Source organism: Thermococcus kodakarensis KOD1 (genome assembly GCF_000009965.1).
Taxonomy (GTDB): domain Archaea; phylum Methanobacteriota_B; class Thermococci; order Thermococcales; family Thermococcaceae; genus Thermococcus; species Thermococcus kodakarensis.
In genome coordinates this window covers 1223596-1246123 of the sequence record NC_006624.1, presented here as the reverse complement: position 1 = coordinate 1246123, position 22528 = coordinate 1223596, and the positions used below count along the sequence as shown (strand labels likewise).

General features: G+C 52.5%; 22 protein-coding genes and 1 tRNA gene. 16 read left to right on the top strand and 7 right to left on the bottom strand.

Translation table 11 applies throughout. The features are described from left to right. The first annotated feature begins 59 nt into the window (after positions 1-59). The 7 genes from ftsZ (at position 60) to rpl12p (ending at position 4593) form a co-directional block, all read left to right on the top strand. Positions 60-1181, top strand: a complete 1122-nt coding sequence (gene ftsZ / locus TK_RS07060) for a cell division protein FtsZ (RefSeq protein ID WP_011250372.1) — start codon at positions 60-62, stop codon at positions 1179-1181. A 30-nt stretch (positions 1182-1211) separates the two neighbouring features. After that, entirely contained in the window at positions 1212-1397 is a 186-nt protein-coding gene (locus TK_RS07055; RefSeq protein ID WP_011250371.1) for a protein translocase SEC61 complex subunit gamma, read from the top strand. A 22-nt stretch (positions 1398-1419) separates the two neighbouring features. Continuing rightward, the gene (locus TK_RS07050) at positions 1420-1878 is read left to right on the top strand and encodes a transcription elongation factor Spt5 (RefSeq protein WP_011250370.1); all 459 of its coding nucleotides are present in this window, start codon (positions 1420-1422) and stop codon (positions 1876-1878) included. 34 nt (positions 1879-1912) lie between these two features. After that, positions 1913-2410: a 50S ribosomal protein L11 gene (locus tag TK_RS07045; protein WP_011250369.1), complete on the top strand. Its 498-nt coding sequence runs from the start codon at positions 1913-1915 to the stop codon at positions 2408-2410. A gap of 113 nt (positions 2411-2523) precedes the next feature. Further along, the gene (locus tag TK_RS07040) at positions 2524-3174 is read left to right on the top strand and encodes a 50S ribosomal protein L1 (protein ID WP_011250368.1); all 651 of its coding nucleotides are present in this window, start codon (positions 2524-2526) and stop codon (positions 3172-3174) included. A 5-nt stretch (positions 3175-3179) separates the two neighbouring features. Beyond that, the gene (locus TK_RS07035) at positions 3180-4202 is read left to right on the top strand and encodes a 50S ribosomal protein L10 (RefSeq protein WP_011250367.1); all 1023 of its coding nucleotides are present in this window, start codon (positions 3180-3182) and stop codon (positions 4200-4202) included. Positions 4203-4272: 70 nt separating this feature from the next. Further along, a complete protein-coding gene (rpl12p, locus tag TK_RS07030; RefSeq protein WP_011250366.1) occupies positions 4273-4593 on the top strand; it encodes a 50S ribosomal protein P1 in 321 nt (106 codons plus the stop codon). A gap of 600 nt (positions 4594-5193) precedes the next feature. On the opposite strand, the gene TK_RS07025 is transcribed toward rpl12p, so the two are convergent. Next, positions 5194-5271, bottom strand: a tRNA-Arg gene (locus tag TK_RS07025). 113 nt (positions 5272-5384) lie between these two features. On the opposite strand from TK_RS07025, the gene dcd reads away from it, so the two are divergent. The 7 genes from dcd (at position 5385) to TK_RS06990 (ending at position 11622) form a co-directional block, all read left to right on the top strand. Continuing rightward, a complete protein-coding gene (gene dcd, locus TK_RS07020; protein WP_011250365.1) occupies positions 5385-5852 on the top strand; it encodes a dCTP deaminase in 468 nt (155 codons plus the stop codon). 338 nt (positions 5853-6190) lie between these two features. Continuing rightward, entirely contained in the window at positions 6191-6394 is a 204-nt protein-coding gene (hpkA, locus tag TK_RS07015; RefSeq protein WP_011250364.1) for an archaeal histone HpkA, read from the top strand. A gap of 83 nt (positions 6395-6477) precedes the next feature. Then, complete coding sequence (locus TK_RS07010; protein ID WP_011250363.1) at positions 6478-7752, top strand: TIGR04013 family B12-binding domain/radical SAM domain-containing protein; 1275 nt, start codon at positions 6478-6480, stop codon at positions 7750-7752. 56 nt (positions 7753-7808) lie between these two features. Beyond that, entirely contained in the window at positions 7809-8210 is a 402-nt protein-coding gene (locus TK_RS07005) for a toprim domain-containing protein (RefSeq protein WP_011250362.1), read from the top strand. Beyond that, positions 8207-9601, top strand: coding sequence for a DNA primase DnaG (gene dnaG, locus TK_RS07000; RefSeq protein ID WP_011250361.1), 1395 nt, complete (start codon positions 8207-8209; stop codon positions 9599-9601). The genes TK_RS07005 and dnaG overlap by 4 nt, the downstream gene beginning before the upstream one ends. Positions 9602-9669: 68 nt before the next feature. After that, positions 9670-9852, top strand: a complete 183-nt coding sequence (locus TK_RS06995; RefSeq protein ID WP_048053728.1) for a hypothetical protein — start codon at positions 9670-9672, stop codon at positions 9850-9852. Between the two features lie 48 nt (positions 9853-9900). After that, on the top strand, positions 9901-11622 hold the full coding sequence (locus TK_RS06990) for a glutamate--tRNA ligase (protein WP_011250359.1): 1722 nt from the start codon (positions 9901-9903) through the stop codon (positions 11620-11622). A gap of 16 nt (positions 11623-11638) precedes the next feature. Here the strand turns inward: TK_RS06990 and TK_RS06985 are convergent, their stop codons facing one another. The 3 genes from TK_RS06985 to TK_RS06975 form a co-directional block, all read right to left on the bottom strand. Further along, complete coding sequence (locus tag TK_RS06985; protein ID WP_011250358.1) at positions 11639-12949, bottom strand: sodium-dependent transporter; 1311 nt, start codon at positions 12947-12949, stop codon at positions 11639-11641. Between the two features lie 154 nt (positions 12950-13103). Then, on the bottom strand, positions 13104-15596 hold the full coding sequence (gene malP / locus TK_RS06980) for a maltodextrin phosphorylase (RefSeq protein WP_011250357.1): 2493 nt from the start codon (positions 15594-15596) through the stop codon (positions 13104-13106). A gap of 95 nt (positions 15597-15691) precedes the next feature. Further along, on the bottom strand, positions 15692-17563 hold the full coding sequence (locus TK_RS06975) for a phosphoenolpyruvate carboxykinase (GTP) (protein WP_011250356.1): 1872 nt from the start codon (positions 17561-17563) through the stop codon (positions 15692-15694). 155 nt (positions 17564-17718) lie between these two features. Between TK_RS06975 and TK_RS06970 the strand changes: the two genes are divergently transcribed. Further along, positions 17719-18429 carry a phospho-sugar mutase gene (locus TK_RS06970; RefSeq protein WP_011250355.1) on the top strand — a complete coding sequence of 237 codons (711 nt, stop codon included), beginning with the start codon at positions 17719-17721 and terminating at the stop codon, positions 18427-18429. A gap of 62 nt (positions 18430-18491) precedes the next feature. After that, the gene (gene tmk, locus TK_RS06965) at positions 18492-19109 is read left to right on the top strand and encodes a dTMP kinase (protein ID WP_011250354.1); all 618 of its coding nucleotides are present in this window, start codon (positions 18492-18494) and stop codon (positions 19107-19109) included. Positions 19110-19323: 214 nt separating this feature from the next. Here tmk and TK_RS06960 read toward each other — a convergent pair whose 3' ends face one another. The 3 genes from TK_RS06960 to TK_RS06950 are packed head-to-tail and all read right to left on the bottom strand — an operon-like array spanning position 19324 to position 22403. Continuing rightward, a complete protein-coding gene (locus TK_RS06960) occupies positions 19324-20133 on the bottom strand; it encodes a DUF2334 domain-containing protein (RefSeq protein ID WP_011250353.1) in 810 nt (269 codons plus the stop codon). A gap of 60 nt (positions 20134-20193) precedes the next feature. Further along, positions 20194-21072 (bottom strand): alpha/beta hydrolase, encoded by an 879-nt coding sequence (locus TK_RS06955; protein WP_011250352.1) that lies wholly within the window; start codon positions 21070-21072, stop codon positions 20194-20196. Beyond that, a complete protein-coding gene (locus TK_RS06950; RefSeq protein ID WP_011250351.1) occupies positions 21072-22403 on the bottom strand; it encodes an MFS transporter in 1332 nt (443 codons plus the stop codon). Before TK_RS06950 ends, TK_RS06955 begins: the two co-directional genes overlap by 1 nt. Between the last annotated feature and the right edge of the window lie 125 nt (positions 22404-22528).

Genomic DNA, 22528 nt, shown 5'->3' with positions numbered 1-22528 from the left:
GTTTATATACCACTCTCCCTCAAAAATTGAGGGAATTAAACTGTTTGGAGGGTGAACCCATGTTAAAGCTGATTGAAGATGCGATTGAAAGGACCTCCGCCGCTCCGCAGGCCAGCGCTCCTGAGGTTAGAACTCAATCCGATATTGACGAGGAGCTTAAGAAGCTCCTTGAGCAGATTCAGGCGAAGATATATGTCGTCGGTGTTGGCGGTGCGGGCTGCAACACGATAAACAGGATGATGCAGGTTGGAATCCAGGGTGCCAAGATAATCGCTATGAACACCGATGCCCAGGATTTGTTAAAGGTTAGGGCTCACAAAAAGATCCTCCTCGGTAAAGAGCTTACCAGAGGGCTTGGTGCTGGAAACAACCCAAAGATCGGTGAGGAGGCAGCCAAAGAGAGTGAGAGAGAAATTAGAGAGGCTCTCGAGGGCGCTGACATGGTCTTTATTACCTGCGGTCTCGGCGGCGGAACCGGTACTGGAGCCGCCCCGGTCGTTGCGGAGATCGCAAAGAAGATGGGAGCTTTGACGGTGGCAGTCGTTACCCTTCCGTTCACCGTCGAGGGCATAAGGAGAATCAAGAACGCCGAGTACGGCCTTGAAAGGCTCAAGAAGAACACCGACACCGTCATAGTAATCCCGAACGACAAGCTCATGGAGGTTGCTCCGAACCTGCCGATCCACATGGCCTTCAAGGTCGCCGACGAGATACTCGTCCAGGCGGTCAAGGGCATAACCGAGCTCATCACCAAGCCTGGCCTCGTCAACCTCGACTTCAACGACGTTAGGGCCGTTATGAAGGACGGCGGCGTTGCAATGATCGGTATCGGTGAGAGTGACAGCGAGAAGCGTGCTCTTGAAGCCGCTCAGCAGGCCCTCAACAGTCCGCTCCTCGACGTTGACATCAGCGGTGCCAAGGGCGCTCTCATAAGCATCAGCGGAAGCGACGTCAAGCTTGAGGAGGCCCAGCAGATCATAGAGCTCGTCACCAGCAAGCTCGATCCAGAGGCTCAGGTCATCTGGGGTATCCAGCTTGACGAAGAGCTCGGCAAGATGATAAGGATCCTCCTCGTCGTCACAGGTGTCAGTTCACCTTATTCAGTTGCCGAGGAAGAGGAGGAGTCATACTTTGGTGAGGAGGAGAGAAGGCCGATAAAGCTCGACCTCGACGAGCTTTAATTCATGAAATCTTTTTAAGGAGGGGTAAGGATGGCAGAGTTCACCGAAAAGGTCAAGTCCTTCCTGGCGGAGTCCAAGAGGGTACTGCTCGTTACAAAGAAGCCAGGAATGAAGGAGTTCAAGCTTGCTGCTAAGATAACTGGCATCGGTATGATCCTTATTGGAACCATTGGCATGATAATAAGAATAATAGGCTACCTCGTGACGGGCTCCTAACGGCTCTAAAAGGTGAATACACATGGCAGAGGGAAAGATATTCACAGTGAGCGTAACCGTTGGTCAGGAGACAACCACGGCCAATCTCATCTATAGCAAGGCCAAGACTTACAACCTGCCCCTTTATGCTATCCTCTCTCCAAGCAAGGTTAAAGGCTACATCTTCATCGAGGCTCCCAACAAGAGTGCCGTTGAGGAAGCAATCAGGGGCATCAGGCATGCAAAGCGCGTTCTGCCAGGGGAGATACCCTTCAGTGAGATAGAGCACTTCCTCGAGGAGAAGCCGGCAGTCAGCGGATTCGAGCCAGGAGACATCGTCGAGCTCATTGCAGGTCCCTTCAAGGGTGAGAAAGCCAAGGTTGTCCGCGTTGACGAGAGTAAGGATGAAATAGTCGTCGAACTCGTCAGCTCTGTGGTGCCAATCCCCGTGACTGTTAGGGGAGAATACGTTAGACTTATAAGCAAACGCCAGAAGGAGTGACGGGCAACAGGACTAAGTTTGAGAGGTGAGATAAATGGCACAGGTTGTTGAAGTTCTTGTCGAAGGTGGAAAGGCATCCCCCGGACCGCCCCTTGGTCCGGCTATCGGTCCGCTCGGACTCAACGTCAAGCAGGTCGTTGACGAGATCAACAAGGCTACCAAAGAGTTCGAGGGAATGCAGGTTCCCGTCAAGATTATCGTTGAGGACCCCAAGAAGAAGACCTTCCGCATCGAGGTCGGTATCCCGCCGACGAGCCAGCTTATCAAGAAGGAGCTCGGCATTCCGAAGGGCTCAAGCGAAGCCGGCCACACTCCCGCGGGCAACCTTACAATGGAGCAGGTCATCAAGATAGCCAAGATGAAGATCGACCAGATGCTCGCACCGAACCTTAAGGCTGCCGCCAAGGAGGTCATCGGAACTGCGCTCAGCATGGGCGTTACCGTTGAGGGCAAGGATCCCAGGGAAGTTCAGAGAGAGATCGACGAGGGTGTCTATGACGAGCTCTTTGCAAAGGCTGAGGAGGCCCAGTGAGGCCTCTTTTTCCCTTCCCGTTTGGGGAAAACTTTAAAAACACATTCCTAAAGGCATCTTTGATTCTCCGTTTGGCTGTTTAAATCAACGAAAATGAGAGGGAGGGCTGTAAAGTGGCCTTCGACAGGCAGAAACTCGTGGAAGCGGTGAAGGAGGCGAAGGCCCGGGCTAAGCCGCGCAACTTCACACAGACCGTCGAGATGGCAGTCAACCTCAAGGATGTGGATCTCCGCAAGCCGGAGAACAGGTTTAAGCTTGAGGTTGTGCTGCCCCACGGTCGTGGGAAGGAGCCAAAGATCGCGGTCATCGCTGATGGTGCCGTGGCCGAGGCGGCTAAAAAGCTCGGGCTTGATGTGATTAGTGGTGAGGAGCTGGAGGAGCTGGCTAAGAGCCCACGCCAGGCCAGAAAACTCGCTAAAAAATACGACTTCTTCATAGCAGCGGCTCCGCTGATGCCGAAGATCGGTAGGTACCTGGGTAGGTACCTCGGTCCGAGGAACAAGATGCCAGTGGTTGTCCCGCCGACAATGACCAACCTCGAGCCTATCGTTGAGAAGCTCAAAAAGACCGTCAGGATACAGCTCAAGAACAACCCTGTAGTTCATGCCCCAATAGGAACCGAGGACATGGACGACGAGAAGCTTGCCGAGAACGCCGAGGCGGTGCTCAACGCCATCATCAACAAGCTTGAGCGCGGTGAAAACCAGGTGAAGTCAGTGTACATCAAGACCACAATGGGCCCGGCCGTTAAGGTTGAGAGGTGAGGGAGATGGCTCACGTGGCAGAGTGGAAGAAGAAGGAAGTTGAAGAGCTTGCCAACATCATCAAGAGCTACCCAGTGATAGCGCTCGTTGACGTGGCCGGTGTCCCAGCGTACCCGCTCAGCAAGATGCGTGACAAGCTCCGCGGTAAGGCCCTTCTCAGGGTCAGCAGAAACACTCTCATAGAGCTCGCCATAAAGAGGGCTGCCCAGGAGCTTGGACAGCCGGAGCTTGAGAAGCTCATCGACCACATTCAGGGCGGTGCTGCAATACTCGCCACCGAAATGAACCCGTTCAAGCTCTACAAGCTCCTTGAGGAGAGCAAGACCCCGGCTCCTGCTAAAGCCGGTGCAGTCGTTCCAAAGGATGTTGTAATTCCCGCTGGGCCGACGTCACTAGCCCCAGGCCCGCTCGTTGGTGAGATGCAGGCCCTTGGCATTCCGGCGAGGATTGAGAAGGGTAAGGTCAGCATCCAGAAGGACTACACCGTCCTTAAGGCAGGTGAAGTCATAACCGAGCAGCTCGCGAGGATCCTCAACGCCCTCGGCATCGAGCCGCTCGAAGTCGGTCTCAACCTGCTCGCTGCTTACGAGGACGGGATTGTCTACACCCCAGACGTCCTTGCAATCGACGAGAGCGAGTACATCAACATGCTCCAGAAGGCTTACATGCACGCGTTCAACCTGTCAGTCAACATAGCCTACCCGACCAAGCAGACAATCGAGGCCATCCTCCAGAAAGCCTATCTCGGAGCGAAGAACGTTGCAGTCGAGGCTGGCTACATCACCAAGGACACTGTGGAGGATATCTTTGGCAGGGCTATACGTGCCGTCCTGCTCATAGCACAGAACCTGCCTGAGGATCTGCTCGACGAGAAGACCAAAGAACTTTTAAACGCTCAGGCACAAATGGCAGTTGCCGCCGCTCCTCAGCCGACCGAGGAGAAGGTTGAGGAGGCGGAGGAAGAAGAGGAAGAGGAGGAAGCCTCTGAGGAGGACGCGCTCGCTGGACTGGGCGCGCTCTTCGGCTGATTTCCTTTCCCATGTATCCCTCAACCCGTGATAAAAGAAAAAAGGATGAAGATGATTGGAGGTGCGAAAGATGGAGTACGTGTATGCCGCTCTGCTGCTCCACGCCGCTGGTAAGGAGATAACTGAGGAGAACCTCAAGGCAGTCCTTGAGGCCGCTGGTGTTACCCCGGATGAGGCCAGGATAAAGGCTCTCGTTGCCGCTCTCGAGGGCGTCAACATCGACGAGGTCATCGAGAAGGCAGCTATGCCGGTCGCCGCTCCGGTTGCAGTTGCCGCCGCTCCGGCCGCCGAGGGCGGTGCCGCTGAGGCTGCCCAGGAGGAGGAAGAGGAAGAAGAGGAGGAGGCCAGCGAGGAGGAGGCCCTCGCCGGTCTCGGCGCCCTCTTCGGCTGAAGTCCTCTTCCCCTATTTTCTCTATATTCTTGGATGAGAATTCTTCACTGGGTTTCTGGAAAGCTTCGTCTTGAAGTTGATTAAGGGTTCTCGCGTTCAAGAACAGCCGTTTGTTGAGAGAATCATAGTGAATTGACATTCTGGAAAAGAGCTACGAACCTTGATCAAACTCAATGGGACTATCGTCCCGTGCATTGAAGCGGAGCTTCAACGTCGCACAGCAAGCTTTTGGGAAAAGCTTGACCAAAGAAACTTTGCAAGGCAAAGTTTGTGGTTCTTGTCTGACGGGTCATTTTGAGAGGATTTCCTTGTAGAAGGGCAATTTCAAAAGGAACCACAAACCTTCATCAAACTTCGCGCAGGAAGCTTTTGAAAAAAGCTTCACCAAAAGCTTGAATGTCCTTGAAAATTGGCTGTGGATTGGGGGATTCTCGCAATGAATAGGCAGAGAAGTGTGGGTTTTTTATTTTTAACGCCCTTTGGGCGTTATACTGTGAGTAACCCCTTGAGGATTTCCAATTTATGGTGAGAATCACTGAAAAGCTGGGCACTCAAAAGGACATTCGATTTTTGATGAAACTTTGCCCAGCAAAGTTTCTATGGCGGGCCGGGCGGGATTCGAACCCGCGACCTTCGGCTCCGGAGGCCGACGCCCCGTCCAGACTAGGCCACCGGCCCATCCCGCCTCAGATGTGGTGGCCCTCAGCACAGGTCAGTGCCGGGCCAAACCGCTCATCCTCGGCCGTGCGGTTTTTATAGTTCTCACTTATATAGCTCTTTCGGTGGTCTAAATGATGCTTCCCGATTGGAAGATTAGAAAGGAAATTTTGATCGAGCCTTTCAGTGAAGAATCCCTGCAGCCTGCAGGATATGACCTAAGGGTTGGAGGCGAAGCTTACGTAAATGGTAAAATACTCGACGTTAAGGATTCAGGGGGAGTTACAATACCCCCAAAGACTTACGCCTTGGTTTTGACTCTCGAGAGGATCAAGCTTCCGGATGATGTAATGGGCGACATGAAGCTTAGGAGCAGTCTAGCCAGAGAGGGCTTAATCGGTTCTTTTGCCTGGGTTGACCCTGGATGGGATGGAAATCTCACTCTAGCCCTGTTCAACGCTTCCAACGAGTCTGTGGAACTCAAATACGGCGAGCGCTTTGTTCAGATAGCGTTTATCCGGCTGGAGGGGCCTGCTAAAAACCCCTATCGTGGAAATTACCAGGGAAGCAAACATCTAGCGCTCTCAAAAAGGAAACGGTAACCGACGTTGGTAATCAGCTGTTTGTTCGTTTTCATTGTTTTTTCTGGCCCGATTATAATCCACTCCGCTTAGAATGGTTGTCTTTGGTTTTTTACTTTTTAAACACCTTTAAATCCAATTAAACCACTTCACCTGGGTAAGCCCTTTGATAGGGTTTAGTTTCCCTCTCCTGAATTGAGGTCATGATTAAATTATTAGTAGCACTCATCTCTGAAAATTGGATGTATCTAAGGGTTCATTCGTTGTTAGACCCTGAGAAATAGCTCCGTTTACCGAAATCTTTATATATCTCCAATTGCCTAAAGCTTAATGAAAAGCCCTTTAAGGAGGTGTTGTGAATGGCCGAGCTTCCGATTGCCCCGGTTGACAGGCTTATAAGGAAGGCTGGCGCTGAGAGGGTCAGTGAGGATGCCGCCAAGGTTCTCGCCGAGTACCTTGAGGAGTACGCCATCGAGCTCAGCAAGAAGGCCGTCGATTTCGCCAGGCACGCTGGCAGGAAGACCGTCAAGGCTGAGGACATCAAGCTTGCCATCAAGGCCTGAAGGCCTTTTTGGCCCTTTTCCGCTTTTGCTCTTCTCGTTTCCCTACCGTTATCATTTTAAGACCCTTTTACTGTTCTGAACCCATGCCGGAGATAGCCGTAAGGATGACTAAGAGGAACCACAACGCGTTCGTTCACCTTCTCGGTGCCCTGGAGAGTCAGGGCTTTGATCTAGGAGAGCTCCTGATCACCAAGGATTTCAATGAAATACTCAGAGCTAAACCTAAAGTTGTCCTGTACTCTTTCTTCACCGAGGAGATCTGGGGCTCGTTGAGGGATGAAATCAGACTTTTAAAGGAACGGGGGGCTCTATTAGTTGCGGGGGGCTATCATGCGATAGCCATGCCAAAACATACGTTAAATGTGCTCGGTTTTGACATAGCGGTCATTGGTGAGGGGGAAGAGGTTCTCTACCAGCTCCTCACGACTCTAAAGAAGACGGGCTACAGAATCACAAAAGAGCTCGCCAACATTACGGGTCTTGCGTTCTACTTAAACGGGGATTTTGTGTTTACTGGCTTTGCAAAGGTCGAGAACTTCTGGCGCTTCCCGCCTTACCCCGAGAGCGTTCGCCTGATTTCGCCGATAGAAATCACCCGCGGATGTCCCTTCGGCTGCTACTACTGTCAGACACCCTACATTAAGGGTTTCCGCATGAGGCACAGGCCGATAGACCAGATCGTTAAGTACTCGAAGAGAATGAAGGACATGCGTTACATAACGCCGAACGCCTTTGCTTACGGAAGCCCGGGTGCAATCTTAAAACTCGACAAACTTGAGGCCCTTTTAAAGGCCCTTCAGCCGCTGAGGAAGGAGGGCAGGAGACTGTTCTACGGGACGTTTCCGAGCGAAGTAAGGCCGGAGTTTGTTCTACCTGAAACCCTCGAACTTCTCATAGACTACGCCGACAACAGGAGACTGGCCATAGGTGCACAGAGCGGTGACGACGCCATGCTAAAGGCGATGCACAGACTTCATAGGGTCGAGCATGTCCAGAGGGCTGTTGAGTATATGCTTGAATACGGCTTTGAGCCTGTTGTTGACTTCATTGTTGGACTGCCAAACGAGACCAGGGAAAGCCAGAGAAAGAGCATCGAGCTGATGAAGTGGATTATGGCAAAGGGTGGAAAGGTACGGGCGCACTACTTCATGCCCCTTCCGGGAACTCCATGGTCGAGGTGCAGGCCATCACCTCTAAGCGATGAGATGAAGAAGTTCCTCGGCAGAATGGCCGCGAAGGGAAAGATTGAGGGCTCCTGGGGCAAGCAGATTGAGCTGTCTAGGAGGCTTCAGAGGCTCATAGAGGAGTTCTACGAGGAGCCTATGGCGTATCACGGGAGAGTTAGGGAGGTCTGTTAGATACACATAGACCCAAAACCTTATAACTCCAGTGAGTATCTACCTGCGAGGGTCTCATGTACCCCGAAAACTATAAAAGGTTCCTGGAGCTTATAGACAAACTGCGAGAGTTTGAGGGTGCCCTCATAGTGGAGGGCCTGCGAGACGAGGTGGCTCTAAGGAATCTGGGGGTCAGAGCGGAGATAATAAGGCTCTCACGCCTTCCCCTGTCCGAGGTGGCGCTCATTGCATCATCCCACAAAGAGGTCATGATACTCACAGACTTTGATAAGAAGGGGGAAGAGCTGGCCAAAAAACTCCTCAACTATCTGGCCGGCTATCCCTGCAGTGTGGACATAGAGACGTGGAAGGAGCTCAGGAAGCTCGTCAGAAAGGACATAAAGGGCGTTGAAGACCTGTACGGCCTCTACCTTCGGGTTGTCTCCGTTTCTGACCCCCTGCTGGAGGGAATCCAATGAAGAGGAAGAAAACCGTGCTCCAGCAGATTTTGTCCGAAAAACGAAAAAAGGTCAAGGAAGGTGATAGTATGTCCGGAAAGGACGAGTTCGGAACGACCAAGTACGTCATTTACGCTGAGTTTGAGGCAAACGGTGTCGTTGAAAGGCCCGACGTCGTTGGTGCAATCTTCGGTCAGACCGAAGGTCTTCTTGGAGACGACCTCGACCTGAGGGAACTCCAGAAAACCGGAAGGATCGGCAGAATAAGGGTTGAGGTTCACAACAAGGCTGGCAAGACATACGGAACAATAACGGTTCCGTCGAGCCTGGATAGGGTCGAAACCGCGGTTCTAGCCGCTGCTTTGGAGACCATTGACAGGGTTGGACCAGCAGAGGCCAGGATAAAGGTTCTCCGCATTGAGGACGTCAGGGCTACAAAGAGAAAGTACATCATTGAGAGGGCGAAGGAGATACTTGAAACCCTGATGGAGCAGGAGATACCAGAGACTCAGGAGATAACCGAAGAGGTTAAGAAGGCCGTCCGTGCCAAGGAGCTGATCGAGTACGGCCCGGAGAAGCTGCCAGCTGGCCCGCACGTGCCGTTCTCCGACTCAATCATCGTCGTTGAGGGAAGGGCTGACGTTCTCAACCTGCTCAAGCACGGCATAAAGAACGCCATAGCCGTCGAGGGAACTTCAATACCCGAGACGATAATCAAGCTCAGCAAGGAGAGAATAGTTACGGCCTTCACAGACGGAGACCGCGGCGGTGAGCTCATCCTCAAGGAGCTTCTCCAGGTGGCGGATGTTGACTACGTTGCCAGGGCACCTGAGGGCAAGGAAGTTGAAGAGCTCACCAAGAAGGAGATCGTGAAGGCCCTTAGGAGCAAGGTACCGGCTGAGCAGGTCATCAACGAGATGTTCAACAAGGGCAGAAGTTTCTACGAGCTGATCAGGGAGAGGGAGAGCGAGGGTGAGAGGCAGCCAAGGCAGGTGACCAAGCCCGAACCTGAAGTCGTTAAGGCTCAGCCCAAGGCTGAAACTCCCGAAGAAAAGAGGGAGCCAGCTACCGTCGTTAGGCCTTCGGCCGAGAAGATAGTAAAGCCCATTGAAACGTCGAAGAGTGCACCTGAGCTTGAAGAGTTCAGGGAGTTTATAGAGAGGGTAAAGAAGGACGGCATTGCGCTGCTCCTCGACGAGAACAAGAACGTAATAGCCGAGATCCCAGTGAGGGAGCTGACGAACCAGCTGAAAGAGCGCAAGGACGTCTACGCTGTTGTCTTCAACGGTGTGATAACCCAGAGGCTCATTGATACTGTCAGTGAAAGCGGAGTTAAGTATATCGTAGGCGCTCGCAAGTACAACGTCGTTAGAAGGCCCGTCAGCCTCAAGATCATCACTTTCGCTGAGTGATTCCTTTTCTAATTTTCTTCACAATATTTTTAACTTTTGAAGGTAAACTTTCTTCTGGGGATGTCATAATGAGGGTTGATGTGTTGCTCTTTGCGATTGGAGTGCTGCTCTGGGCCATCCTGCTGACGCTCTTTCAGTTTGGACTGCTCGGACTTCTCTTTGGGATCGTCGGGTTTGTGATCCTGCTCCATGAGGGCTGGAAAGAACTAGAAGAGAAAATTGAAGAAACACCTAAATACGGGGAACACTAGGACTAAACTTTATAACGTCCCCACCTCTTCTTTTCCCGGTGGTCAAAGATGGAGGAAATTAGGGAGCTTGTCCTGAAGTACGCGCTCATCAACGCCTACACGCACAGGGGAAAGGCAAACCCGAAGGCGGTCATCGGCAAAGTCCTCGGTGAGAACCCAGAGCTTAGAAAGAGGGCAAAGGAGATAATTCCCCTTGTGAACGAGGTCGTTAATGAAGTGAACTCCCTCTCACTTGAGGAGCAGGAGGCAAAGCTTAGAGAAATCTATCCAGAGTTCTTTGAAGAGAAGAATGAGAAAAAAGAGGAAAAGAAGGGTCTTCCCCCGCTCCCGAAGGCCGAGAGGGGTAAGGTCGTTACCCGCTTTGCCCCGAACCCCGACGGTGCTTTCCACCTCGGGAACGCTAGGGCAGCGATCCTTAGCCATGAGTACGCCAGGATGTACGACGGCAAGTTCATTCTCCGCTTCGATGACACAGACCCCAAGGTCAAGAGGCCTGAGCCGATATTCTACGAGTGGATAAAGGAGGACCTCGAATGGCTCGGCTTCAGGATAGATGAGATCCACATAGCGAGCGACAGGCTTGAAATCTACTACGACTACGCTGAGAAGCTCATAAAGATGGGCAAGGCCTACGTCTGCACCTGCCCGCCCGAGAAGTTCCGCGAGCTCAGGGATAAGGGGATAGCCTGCCCCCACAGGGAGGAGCCAGTTGAAGTCCAGCTCGAACGCTGGAGGAAGATGCTCAACGGCGAATACAGAGAGGGCGAGGCGGTGGTGAGGATAAAGACCGACCTCAACCACCCGAATCCTGCCGTAAGGGACTGGCCAGCCCTCAGAATAATAGACAACCCGAACCATCCGAGGACTGGAAACAAGTACCGCGTCTGGCCGCTCTACAACTTCGCCTCTGCCATTGACGACCACGAGCTTGGGGTCACCCACATCTTCCGCGGACAGGAGCATGCAGAGAACGAGACGAGGCAGAGGTATGTCTATGAGTATTTTGGCTGGGAGTATCCCGTTACCGTCCACCACGGAAGGCTTTCAATCGAGGGCGTGATCCTCAGCAAATCCAAGACGAGAAAGGGAATCGAAGAAGGCAAGTACCTCGGCTGGGACGACCCGCGCCTTGGAACAATAAGGGCCCTTAGACGGCGCGGCATAAAACCTGAAGCCATAAGGGAGCTCATCATAGAGGTCGGCCTCAAGAGGAGCGACACCACTATAAGCTGGGACAACCTCGCGGCGATAAACAGGAAGATAATCGAGCCGATAGCCAATCGCTACTTCTTCGTTGCCGATCCGATTCCGATGTACGTTGAAGGTGCTCAGGAGTTCACGGCTGAGATACCCCTCCATCCAGATTACCCGGAGAGGGGAGTTAGGAGGCTCAAGTTTGAGCCAGATAAGCCGGTCTACGTCTCAAAGGACGACATGGAGCTGTTCAAGCCTGGAAACTTCGTCCGCCTCAAGGATCTCTTCAACGTTGAAATCATGGAAGTGAACGAGAACGGCATTAGGGCCAGGTTCCACAGCTTTGAATACGAAGTCGCGAGGGAGAACCGCTGGAGGATGGTTCACTGGGTCACGGAAGGAAAGGCCTGTGAGGTTTGGGTTCCCGAGGGAGACGAGCTGATCATCAGGGAGGGGCTTCTTGAGAGCGACGCGGACGTTAAGGTGGACGACATCGTCCAGTTCGAGCGCTTCGGCTTCGTTAGAATCGACGACGTCAGGCCAGAGAAAGTTGTTGCGATTTTTGCCCACAAGTGAAAAGATAAAAGCCCCCTCACTCGGGGGCTTCCGTAACCCATATTTTGTCGCCTAATATACCAAACAGAATTATTATCAGGGCGATCACTGGAGAGAGGAGGTACAAGTCTCCCTTTTTTGCTGCTGTGTACATTGAGTAAAGGCCCTCGACTATGAAGAACGTAATGGCCACTGCAGCAACTCCCATTTCAAGCGGCGACAGCTTTGAGTTCAGAATCTTAAGCGCCCTGCTGGATATTACTGGGTACAGCTCATATATTGCCATGAAGAACGTGGCTATGGTAACTGCTCTTAGCATCATATCGGCTACGGATGGAACCGAATCTGGAATGCCGAGGAGCAGTGATGCTGCTATGAGATACGTGGCCGCTTTTGTTCTGGAAATTCTGAACACGGACGCTATTATCTGAACTCCAACCTCAGCTGTGGGCAGTATGCTTGTAAGCCCTGCGAAGAATATGGAGAGCCCTATTAGGATTAGTAGGTAGGAATATCCAGATAGTATGTCTGGTAAGTCCTTTATAAGTTGGAGAGCGTCTTCTTCTCCCCCATATGCGTAGAAGAAAAGCCTCTCGGGACTGCTGGGGGCTATTGCGTAGATAATTGTCAGGGTAGCCAAAAGGCTCACTACCACCTGCATTAGGATACCGACTCCTATGATCGTCTTAGCGTTGAAGCGCTCGTTTATGAAACTGCCAAGCATTATGTAGAAGCCGAAGCCAAGTCCAACGCCGTAAAGTGCCCTCTCGGCGGCTGCTCTAATCAGTGAGAGGCTTAAAGGCTGCCAGCTGTAGGCCATGTGCTTTGCAGTTGCAAGGAAGGCCGCCGTTGGGGGTATTTTGACTTTGAAAAGGATGGCAGTAATGATAGCAACCGCTATGAAGAACAGCGATCCAAGGGACATGATTGTGAAAGTTTTTTCCTTTGCCCTCGTTATTATCACGAATATCAGCGCCAGCATTATGATCTTCGCTACGAGCCTGCCGATGGTTTCAGTACCAACGTACGGACCAAGAAGAATTAGCATAACGTTTGCCGTGTAGTAAGATAGGAATGCTATTATAGTTACTGCGATGGCGAGTATCATCGCTGGTCTCTGAAGGACTTTTCTGTACAGCTCTACGAAGTAGTAGCCAGACTTCATTACCCTTTCTGTTTCAAATATGGCCACCAAAGTGAACACCAGCAGGAATCCGAGGTGCACTACCAGGCCAGTCAGCCCGTAGTGGAGCCAGAACTGTGGGAACAGGCCGAGGCTCCCAATTCCCGTTGCGAATCCAGCCACGAGGAATATCAGATACATCGTCCACTTCTGTGTCTGATCCATTTTATCACCCCCATTATTATATCGGGAAGTTTACCGAAGTAATCCTTAAAACTATTGCCCTTGTTAATTTTGGGCTAATCTATAACTTCGGTACTAATTTATTTGTATTTGGTGGGGAAAAAGAACGAATTGTTATATTGGAAAAGGGAAGGAATCAGTCAAGTCCCTTCCACTTGACCAGACCCAACAGGAACCTGTGCGGAAGCTTTTCATGGTGCGGGTGAACCCTGACCGCGTAGTGCCAGCACGGGTCTCCCAGGTGTCTGAGGGCGTTTCCTTCGTAGGTGTATAGCCATTCACCCTCTCCCACCTGCTCTGGGTGTCTGAGCTCAACGATGTGGGGCTTTTCAATCTCGTAGCCCTGCGCCCTGACGCCGTAGTAGAGCTCAACCTCAACGTCCTCCGGCTTGAGACCATCGAGGTAAACCCTTACCTCAAGCCTGTTGCCCTCGGCCTTGGCGTCCCTTATCTCCACTTTGTCCCACGAGGCCCTAACCCTGTCCTTCCACGCCGCTATCTCCTTTGCGCCGCTGTAGTTTTCCCTTGTGAGCCAGATGTAGTTGCTCATGGCCTTGGAATAGAACCTGTCCATGTACTCCTTGACCATCCTGTGGGTGCTGAAGCGCGGGGCTATGCTCTTTATGCTCTCCTTCATCATGTATATCCACTTTGCCCTGTTCTCGTAGTAGGTTGGTATGACTTCCTCCTCAAGCAGGGTGTAGAGGCTCTCAGCGTCCTTCGGGTCGTCCGCTTCCGTTTCAGGTTCGGTAGTTTCTTCTCCAATGACCCAGCCGTTCTTTCCGTTGTAGCCCTCGACCCACCAGCCGTCGTAGATGCTGACGTTCAGAACGCCGTTCAGCCCGGCCTTCATTCCGCTCGTCCCGCTGGCTTCCATAGGCCTGCGCGGGTTGTTGAGCCAGACATCGACGCCTGCCACCATGAGCCTCGCGCTGCCCATGTCGTAGTTCTCCATCACGAATATCTTACCCCTGAACTCGGGCATCTTGGAGACCTCGTATACTCTCCTGAGGAACTCCTTTCCTCCATCGTCCCTCGGGTGGGCCTTGCCGCCGAAGACTATGTAAACGGGCCTCTCCGGGTTGTTCACAATCTTCTTCAGCCTCTCGAGGTCCGTGAGGAGAAGTGTAGCGCGCTTGTAGGTCGCGAACCTCCTCGCGAATCCTATTATGAGGGCGTTCTCGTCTATGTTTGGTATGGGGTCGTCTACCCCGAGCCTCTTGTTTCTCTCTATGGCCTTCCTTCTCAGGAGGTCTATAAACTCCCTCTTTGCCTGGAGGTGGGCTTCCCACAGTTCCTCGTCAGGAATCCTCTCGACGGCGTACCAGATGCCCTCAAGGTTCGTGTGTTCCCTCCAGACCTTGCCGATGTACCTGTCAAAGAGCTTTCTCATCTCGTTGTGCACCCATGTCATGGTGTGGACGCCGTTCGTGATTCCTTCTATCGGTATCTCGTTGAGCGGAACGCCCGGCCAGAGATCCTTCCACATCCTCTTGCTTACCTCAGCGTGGAGCTGGCTGACGCCGTTAACGTAGCTGGATGTTCTTATGGCAAGAAGGGTCATGTTGAGCTGATCTCCCTCTCTTCCGAGTTCAAGGAGTTCCTCTCTTCCTTCAAGGAACTTTGCGAGTCTCTTCTTGACTTCTTCGATCGGGAACCTGTCGTGGCCTGCTGGAACCGGCGTGTGGGTTGTAAAGACTGTCGTTCCCCTCACGATGCTCAGGGCCTCGGTGAAGGTCAGACCCTCTTCCATGTACCAGGCTATCCTCTGGAGGTTCGCAAAGGCTGGGTGCCCCTCGTTGAGGTGAATGACCCCAGGCTCGATTTCAAGGGCCTTGAGAAGCCTCATCCCGCCGATTCCAAGGAGGATTTCCTGCTTTATCCTCTTGTCCATCTCGGCGTTGTAGAGGTAGTCGCAGATCGTCCTGTCGTCGGGGCTGTTCTCTGGGACGTCGGTGTCGAGGAGGTAGAGCTTCACCCTGCCGACGTTTACCTCAAAGGCCCTTGCATAGACAATCCCCTCCCCAATCGGAACCTCAATGCGGAGCGGCTTTCCTTCCCTGTCGAGGACGGGCTTTATCGGCATCTCCTCGGGCTTGTACTCGGGGAATATCTCAACCTGCCTGCCGTCTTTGTCGATCTCCTGCCTGAAGTAGCCGTGCTTGTAGAGGAGGCCTATGGCTATGAAGGGAAGTCCAAGGTCGCTCGCGGTCTTCACGTGGTCTCCGGCGAGGATTCCAAGACCGCCAGAATAAATTGGCAGGCTCTTGCTTATGCCGTACTCCATACAGAGATAGACTATGGGCTTGTCCCACTTGGGGTAGTTGGTGGAGAACCAGGTCGAGCGCGGGTTCATATAGGCGTGGAATTGATCCATCACCAGCTCGTAGAGGTTCATGAAGTCGTCGTCGCGGACGAGCTCCTTAAACCGCTCCTCTGGAGTGTCGAGGAGCAGCTTTACTGGGTTCTTGTACTCCCTCCAGTGCTCAGGGTCAATGTACTCCCAGAGCTTCGTGGCCCTCCTGTTCCAGCTCCACCAGTAGTTGTAGGCCAGATCGGCGAGGTCTCCAAGCGGATACGGGAGCTTCTTCCTTATTTCATCCTCAACGGCATTGGAAACGTTCACCATAGCCATCACCCGTGTATCATCTTCGGTGATACCCAATAGGAGTGGGACTTAAAAAGTCTTGCCGCTCGTCGAATGACGAAAAAAGGAGAAAAGGCTCACTCGCCCTCAAGGGCGAAGGGGCTTATGTAGTCCCCGTATTTCTCCCTGGCCTCAAGGAGCCTCTGTCTCTCCTCTTCAAGAACTTTGAACAGCTCCTCAGGGACGTTGTCTAGCTTTCTGTAAATCTCCTCGATTCTGTCTATCTTCGCCAGTAACTCTGGAACCCTTATCTTGAACTGCCTCTCGTAGTCCTCCTTTGTGTACTCCTTGTTAAGGACGTCCTTGAACAGCTTGGCTAGGTCCTTGTACTTCGGAATGTAGCCGATGGGGGTTTCTATGGCCTCAACGTCGCCGTGTACGCGGAGCTCCATCCACTTGAGCCAGACGGCTTTGTCGAGCTTGTGGTTGAGCCAGACGCCGTTCTCGCGGAGGAAGTAGTTCACGGCGAATATCTTTGGAGTCTTCTTGAGCTTCCTGCCGAACTCAAGGTAGTTCCTGAGGTAGTCGCCTAGGTGGACGCTCATGAAGTCGAGGATGGCCATTGGATTGAAGGCCCTGACTCCCTCCTTACCGAGGGTCGCCGCGGTGGTCTCGCTCTCAAGTGAGGCACCCATCGTTATGACGCCGTGCTCCCAGTTGAAGGCTTCCCTGACCGGCGGCCAGGTATCTGCGTCCCTGCCGCCGAATATCATGCCGCCGACTTCCACGCCGCACGGGTTCTCAAGGGCCTCCATATCGACGTTCGGAAAGTGTTCGAGCGAAACGGTAAAGCGCGCGTTCTTGTGGCTCGGCGGTATCTCGTTGCCCTCAGCGTCTTTCTTTCCGCGCCACCACTTTCCGCTGTGGTTCTCGCCTTCGTCTGGAATCTCTATGCCCATGTCGTTCCAGTAGGGCTTTCCGTCCTTGACGAGGACGTTGGAGAAGATTATCTCGACCGGAGAGTGGAGAACCTGCCAGATTATTGGGTCGTCCTCTGGGTTTACACCCTGGATTATACCGAAGACACCCTTTTCGACGTTCGCTCCCCTTGCGATTCCGTTTACTGGCAGGATGAAAGTCAGGTCGTCGCCGACGATGTTCTCCCAGGGTATCATGGCCGTAGAGGTTTTTCCGCACATGCTCGGATAGGCCCCGGTGAAGTATGTCTTCCTGCCGTGCGGGCCGTTCACGCGCATCAGGAACATGTGCTCGCTCAGCCAGCCCTCTTCAACGGCCCTCTTGATTGTGAGCCTGAAGGCGAGCTTCTTGAGGCCTATCGTGTTCCCGCCGTACTGGGTGTTGACGGAATAGACCGTCTCGTCTTCGAGATCGATGTATATTCTCCTCTTGTCGAGGTTCTTGCTGGTTTTTCTCTCGTCGAGCTCACCAGCACTGTGAACGAACCTGAAGAAGCGCGCACTCCTACCCAAGCGCTTGAACTCCTCGTAGCCTTTCCTGTAAAGGATGAACTCCGAGTGGGCAACGTAGGCCGAATCAGTGAGCTGAACTGCTGGAATTGTGAATATCGAGTTCTTAGGCCCAAGGACGAAGAAGCACACGAATAACTCCTTGCCCTTCATGATTCCCTTCATCAGCTCGCGTATCTCCTTCAGGCCTTCGTCTCTGTCCTTGGTATTGATGTATGGGAGCTTCTTGCCTCCAGGGAGAAGGATAGCGGTGTTGGCCTTGTCCCTTGCCTGGTCGTAATAGTTGTCGTAGTGAACGGTGTGATTGGGGGTCTCGAGCATCCTTTCCTCGCCGTAATAGAGGGCCTTCCAACGAACGTACCCCTCGTCCTCGGGGCTGTCGGTACAGACGAAAACTTTGTCCGGTTCGAGCCACTCAATCCATTCCGCCAGAAATTCGTGGAGTTCTGGGTTGTCTATGGCCTTTACCTTCTCAAACTGCTCCTTATCAAGGAGCTTTTCAAGCCGTTCAAGAGCGTTCATGATACCGCCTCCAGAGGTGATGCTCCGATGTATTAAAATAGTTTGTCGGTAAGTTTAAGTACTCTAACGAATAAACACGGACATCGAAAGCTACCGATAACCTCAAAAATGGGATGGTTTTAAACACTCACGGTGATACAAGGAGGTGAAAAGAAGTGGAGTTATACTACTCTGAAAAGTTCAACCCCGAAGAGCTTGCCCTTCTGGGAAGGGCCATTGGTACCGTGGCCCAGGGGACGGTAATAGTCGGCAGAGACGGCAGGGCGATATCGAGGTATGGAAAGCGTGCCATGGTTGTGGGCATAGTCAGTACAGGCTCAACGATAATGGATGTTAGGCTTATCCCGCTGATAGCGCTGAAGGACTTTGCCCACAGCAAAGGGATGCCCTTAGCTTACGTTTACTACCACGGGGGCGTTAGGGTCGAGGTGAACGGCCTGGACGTTGATGAGGTTGAGGCAATCCTGAAGAGCAGGAGCTTCATAGAGGCCCATCCGAACGATATAGGTGCCACCGTTTATTATCCAAACGCCCTCGATGACTTCCTTCACGACCTTTTCAAGCGCTACAACTTTAAGATCGGCGGAAAGGCCCTTGTGGACGCTATGAACACTCCTGCGGTGCTCTTTTTCCCCAGGCTCAGCGAGCACTTCGGCTTTGAGGCTGAGCTTATAAACGACATGATGACCAGCTACATCCCGCCGAAACCGAAGGAGGTCTTCCTCCACAAGCTGAACAAGGGTGACTACACCTTCGGACTGCGCTTCAGGCCGGACGGGATAGCCGAGTTCTACAAGGACGGCGAGGAAAAGACGTTTACGAGCATGTGGTCTCTCTTTGATTACCTCAAGAGGGTCTTCAAGTGAGGGCGGCAGTTTTATAAGAGCTGCTCCTCTCTATTATCTGTCCTATTTTGGGGGTGGCACTGATGTTCATCGTACTCGAGGGAATAGACGGCGCCGGCAAGTCCACGCAGGCAAAACTCCTGGCAGAATGGTTTGAAAACAGAGGATACGAAGTTGTTCTAACGAAAGAACCAACGGACACTCCTTTTGGTAAACTCATAAGGCGGCTCGTTCTTACGGGCGGTAAAGAAGGAATAATAGACGGTGCTAAAATAAGCCATGAGGCTGAGGCACTTCTCTTCGCAGCCGACAGGGCTGAGCACGTTGACAAGCTGATTAAGCCTTCCCTTGAGGCCGGAAAAGTCGTTATATCCGACCGCTACTTCTATTCGTCCCTCGCGTATCAGTGGGCGAGGGGCCTTGACCTTGAGTGGCTCATAGACCTCAACCGCTTCGCCGTAAAGCCCGACATAGTTTTTCTCCTCGACCTTCCGGTAAAGGAGAGCATGAACAGAATAAGAAGCAGGAAGGTGAAGAGCGAGTTCGACAAGATATTCGAGCTTCAGAGAAAGGTCAGGGAGAACTACCTAAAGCTGGCCGAGATGTTCCCTGAAATGAAGATAATCAACGCGATGGAGGACGTTGAAACAGTTCACAACCAGATAATCGCGCTCATTGAGACGCTCCTTGGAGAAGAGTGAAGGGGTCGGCCAGTGCCAGTCTCTTCATCCGGTAGCTAATCAGACCGGTAAACGCTCTTCATCCCCCGTCTTATTTTCCGGTTGCTTTTTAAAAGAGTTCTCCCTAACTCTCCTCGGCCGATGACGAGCGTTAGCCACGCTGACTGATGAGGAAAAGAGGGTTAGCCGAGGCCACGATTCATTCTTTTCAAGAATCCTTGGATTTTTCTTGAATTCAACGTTCGTGGTTGGGAGAGTTCCTTTCAACGGCGAAGGAGAGGAACTCCCTCAGAAACTTGAGTCCTGCCCCATAGTTTACGGCCTTTGGGTGAATTGATAAGTAGAAGGTGCCCCTGCATCTCGTATAGTCATGTTTTGCTCTTTTCAATGTGAGGCTGAACTTAGCACTTGAATTCGAAAGGTACCAGGTGTACTCCCTGTTCATGATTTTGTATGAAGTTCCTTGGGGAGTGTACAATGTGTCCTTGGTTATAACGCTCAGATTGTGGGATAGCACTACCTTCAGGGCATCTTCAGATATGGCGTAGTTGGGAGGTACGAAGTAGCTGGGCGAAAAGTTCAGTGCCCTCAACTCTTCCAGGCCAAGCTCCAGCTTCTTGCGCGCAGTTCCCGCGTCGCAGTCGAACTCTCTGTATTCATGCATGTAGCCATGGAGCTCTATATGGTAACCTTTAGCTTGGGACTCTTTCAGGAAATTTACAAAATCGGGATCCTTATCTATGGGATGCTTTCCCGCGTGGTTTGGGATCACAAAGAAGTACGTGTTGTTGGCCATGCCGTATTCGTCGATTATCTCGGTTATTTCCTTAAGCTCTTTGAGGTAAACCGGGCTTACATCGTGGACGAGGATAACAAGCCGACAGGAGCTAGGAAATGTGCTGGATGTGTTGGCGTGACTCTCTGACACACTATCGTTCTGGGTTATGGACAAATCCGGAGAGTAATATTCCCGATTCTCATACAGAAAGATGCCCGCCCCGATTGCCAGGATAAGTGCCGTTGTTATTACCAGCAATTTTTTCATAGGGGTAGTGATGTAGTTTCCTTTTAAAAGTGTTGCTACAAAAAATCAAAAAAGGGTAATTCATGGGTTGTTGAAGGCTCTGTTAAAAAACTCCCTGACTCTTGCCTTCCACTCCTCTGGGTGGAACTTGAGGGTTCTAACGTGGGGTGCATCGGTAACCCACAGCTCAATGTCCGGGTTGATCTTCCTGTTCCTCTCGTAGAACTCCCTGACTTCTTCCACCTTAACGAGCGGGTCTTTTTCCCCGGCTATTATGAGAAGTGGTTTCTTGACCCTGTCCGCGTACTCGATGGGATGTATCTCCTTTCCGCCGCTGAAGAGCTTCGTAAATGGCTTGACAAAGACGTAGAGCCACTCTGGAAGGTTAGCGAAGTACTTCAGACCCCTTGCCCCGGTTTTGTCCAGATACATTGGCGGACTGTCGGCGACGCCGCAGCAGACGTCTTCAATCTCTGCGAGCGACCTTATGGTGACCATAGCCCCCATTGAGAAGCCGATGAGTCCAATCTTGCCTGCCCTCTCCGGGTGGGTCTTTTTCAGCCACTCCACGGCGGCCTTAACGTCCAAGAGCTCTTTGTCGCCAACCGTTGTGTAATTCCCTCCGCTCTTTCCGTGGGCGCGGAAGTCAAAGACGAGGACGTTGTAGCCCTCCTTTAGGAGGAACTCGACGGTCGGCTTCATGTAAAGGGAGTACCACCTGCTCGCAGTGTAGCCGTGGAGCGGAATTACAGTCTTATTGCTCCCGTTGTCAACCCACCAGCCGCTGAGTTTAACGCCGTCTTCCGTTGTGAACTCGACGTCTTCGTAGTCAAAGCCCAAGTCCTTTGGCGTCCAGTCCTCAACCAGCCTCGGGGGTTTGACCATCTTGTAGCCGACGAAGGCCACAAACGCGAGAAAAACAATGACTGCAAGGACAAAAATGGAAAGGAGCAATCCCATTACTCCTTCCCTCCCTCGACGTCAAGGTTCTTCATCATCCACACCATCGGTAGCGCGAGGAGTACGAGGAGGGCACCTATCGGGAAAAGCACCCTGTAGTTCTCGCCCGCGAGGTCAACGATTGCCCCACCGATCGTTCCTGCGAGGAGCACCGGGAGGGAGCGGGTGGCTTCGAAGAAGCCGTAGTATCTGCCCGTGAACGCTTCCCTCTCGAACTTGGTCAGAAGGTCGCCGATTACTGGGTACGATGCCGCCATGAGGATTCCCCAGCCTATGCCCGCTATTCCTAAGGCTATCGTTATCTGGGCCTTGGTCGTTATGAACCATCCCCATATCTGTGGAATTGCAAAGATCAGGCCTCCAAGGACTATGCTCAGCCTTCTGCCGAGCTTGTCGTAGATGATTCCTCCTGGCAGGGCACCGAGAAGAACGGCGACGTTGAAGAGCGCCATCAGGTAAAGGCCGAGGGATGTTACCGCCTTGATGTTCTCCTCCGTTGCTGAACCGTAGAGTATGAACGCGAGGATTCCGTAGAGGAAAACCGCGATGAACTCAAAGCTCATCCACCAGAGAGTCTGAGCCGCGTAGAACTTGAGGAAGTCCCTGTTCCTGACGATGCTCCAGAGGTACTCTCCAAGGCTCTCGTTCTCCTCGATGTCGGGTGCCTCGGGTTCTCTGACAATGAGGTAGACAAAGACTGCTGCACCAATAAGGAAGAACGCCGTGACGAGGAAGGGTATCTTGAGGTAAGGCGTCTGGGTGAGTGCCTTTATTCCCTCACTCTCCCCAGTCATGTCCACGGCCTTAGCGATTAGGTAGCCGGCCAGTCCGAAGAGGAAGAGGTTACCGGCCCACTCCAGCAAGGTTATAACGCCGCTCGCAGTTCCACGCTTTCCGCTCTCAACTGTATCGGGCATAAGGGCCCTGAACTGGGCCGTGTAGAGATGCATTGAGAGATAGAAGAACGCCAGCGTCAGGGCGAAGCCGATCAGCGGAACACTCATGGCGTAGGCGGTGTATATCATTATAGCTGCTATGCCCGCCAGAAGGCCTCCAATCATAATGAAAGGTCTTCTCCTCCCGTGCTTCGACTTCAGGGTATCGCTGTAATAGCCGAGGAGCGGTGGGACAAGTATTCCGATCAATCCCTCGAGGGCCAGTATCGTACCTTTAACAAACGCCGACTGGGTATAGCTCGACAACAGCGGGAAGGACAGCCCCTTGTTTAGAGCCCATCCAACGCTCCTGCTGAAACCGAGCAGGGCGAGACCAAGGACAAGACCCCAGCTGAAGCCCTTCCTCACAACACCCTGGTTCGATTCGGATTCCATGTTAACACCCCCTAATTTTCCCATTGTTTCGCTGGATGTATCCAGACTAAACAAAATTCTGGTTGTCGTGACTTTTTACACTTTTGGATTTCCAAAGACAAAAACAGCAAAGAAGGAAAGGAAGC

Excerpts from the sequence above, each read along its gene's own strand:
- ftsZ (WP_011250372.1), top strand. The coding sequence starts at position 60 with ATGTTAAAGCTGATTGAAGATGCGATTGAAAGGACCTCCGCCGCTCCG.
- TK_RS07055 (WP_011250371.1), top strand. The coding sequence starts at position 1,212 with ATGGCAGAGTTCACCGAAAAGGTCAAGTCCTTCCTGGCGGAGTCCAAG.
- TK_RS07050 (WP_011250370.1), top strand. The coding sequence starts at position 1,420 with ATGGCAGAGGGAAAGATATTCACAGTGAGCGTAACCGTTGGTCAGGAG.
- TK_RS07045 (WP_011250369.1), top strand. The coding sequence starts at position 1,913 with ATGGCACAGGTTGTTGAAGTTCTTGTCGAAGGTGGAAAGGCATCCCCC.
- TK_RS07035 (WP_011250367.1), top strand. The coding sequence starts at position 3,180 with ATGGCTCACGTGGCAGAGTGGAAGAAGAAGGAAGTTGAAGAGCTTGCC.
- rpl12p (WP_011250366.1), top strand. The coding sequence starts at position 4,273 with ATGGAGTACGTGTATGCCGCTCTGCTGCTCCACGCCGCTGGTAAGGAG.
- dcd (WP_011250365.1), top strand. The coding sequence starts at position 5,385 with ATGATGCTTCCCGATTGGAAGATTAGAAAGGAAATTTTGATCGAGCCT.
- hpkA (WP_011250364.1), top strand. The coding sequence starts at position 6,191 with ATGGCCGAGCTTCCGATTGCCCCGGTTGACAGGCTTATAAGGAAGGCT.
- TK_RS07010 (WP_011250363.1), top strand. The coding sequence starts at position 6,478 with ATGCCGGAGATAGCCGTAAGGATGACTAAGAGGAACCACAACGCGTTC.
- TK_RS07005 (WP_011250362.1), top strand. The coding sequence starts at position 7,809 with ATGTACCCCGAAAACTATAAAAGGTTCCTGGAGCTTATAGACAAACTG.
- dnaG (WP_011250361.1), top strand. The coding sequence starts at position 8,207 with ATGAAGAGGAAGAAAACCGTGCTCCAGCAGATTTTGTCCGAAAAACGA.
- TK_RS06995 (WP_048053728.1), top strand. The coding sequence starts at position 9,670 with ATGAGGGTTGATGTGTTGCTCTTTGCGATTGGAGTGCTGCTCTGGGCC.
- TK_RS06990 (WP_011250359.1), top strand. The coding sequence starts at position 9,901 with ATGGAGGAAATTAGGGAGCTTGTCCTGAAGTACGCGCTCATCAACGCC.
- TK_RS06985 (WP_011250358.1), bottom strand. The coding sequence starts at position 12,949 with ATGGATCAGACACAGAAGTGGACGATGTATCTGATATTCCTCGTGGCT.
- malP (WP_011250357.1), bottom strand. The coding sequence starts at position 15,596 with ATGGTGAACGTTTCCAATGCCGTTGAGGATGAAATAAGGAAGAAGCTC.
- TK_RS06975 (WP_011250356.1), bottom strand. The coding sequence starts at position 17,563 with ATGAACGCTCTTGAACGGCTTGAAAAGCTCCTTGATAAGGAGCAGTTT.
- tmk (WP_011250354.1), top strand. The coding sequence starts at position 18,492 with ATGTTCATCGTACTCGAGGGAATAGACGGCGCCGGCAAGTCCACGCAG.
- TK_RS06960 (WP_011250353.1), bottom strand. The coding sequence starts at position 20,133 with ATGAAAAAATTGCTGGTAATAACAACGGCACTTATCCTGGCAATCGGG.
- TK_RS06955 (WP_011250352.1), bottom strand. The coding sequence starts at position 21,072 with ATGGGATTGCTCCTTTCCATTTTTGTCCTTGCAGTCATTGTTTTTCTC.
- TK_RS06950 (WP_011250351.1), bottom strand. The coding sequence starts at position 22,403 with ATGGAATCCGAATCGAACCAGGGTGTTGTGAGGAAGGGCTTCAGCTGG.